The sequence below is a fragment of the Parasutterella muris genome, assembly GCF_009767915.1.
Lineage (GTDB): Bacteria > Pseudomonadota > Gammaproteobacteria > Burkholderiales > Burkholderiaceae_F > Parasutterella > Parasutterella muris.
In genome coordinates this window covers 1-421 of sequence record NZ_WSRP01000127.1, presented here as the reverse complement: position 1 = coordinate 421, position 421 = coordinate 1, and the positions used below count along the sequence as shown (strand labels likewise).

Here is a 421-nt window from a genome sequence, read left to right as displayed (position 1 = left end):
CGCATTGTCATTGGTACCAATAGAAACTGGAAACAGAGTGTGAACCTCGGCAAGCGAAACAATCAGAATTTTGTCATGCTCCCGCATGCTAAGTTTATTGAGATGGTCCGGTATAAGGCAGAAGAATACGGCATTCAAGTGACAGTGCGGGAGGAAAGCTACACCTCTAAGGCCAGTGCGCTAGACATGGATGTCATTGCAGATTTCGACCCGAAGCAAGGCAAGACAAAGCCGGTATTTTCGGGAAAGAGAATCAAGCGCGGCCTCTATCGATCGTCAGACGGACGTTTGATCAATGCCGATATCAATGGCGCAGCCAATATCGGCCGAAAAGAACTCGGGGATGAGTGGCTCAAAAAGCTGCTCGAACTCGATGGGGGCGTCTTTGTGGACACGCCCGCAATTGTACGAAACCTGCATG

The 421-nt window shown here is 49.9% G+C and carries 1 protein-coding gene; it reads left to right on the top strand.

The window, feature by feature from the left end:
• On the top strand, nucleotides 1-421 hold a 421-nt coding region (locus E5987_RS12865; RefSeq protein ID WP_160336453.1), incomplete at both ends, for an IS200/IS605 family accessory protein TnpB-related protein.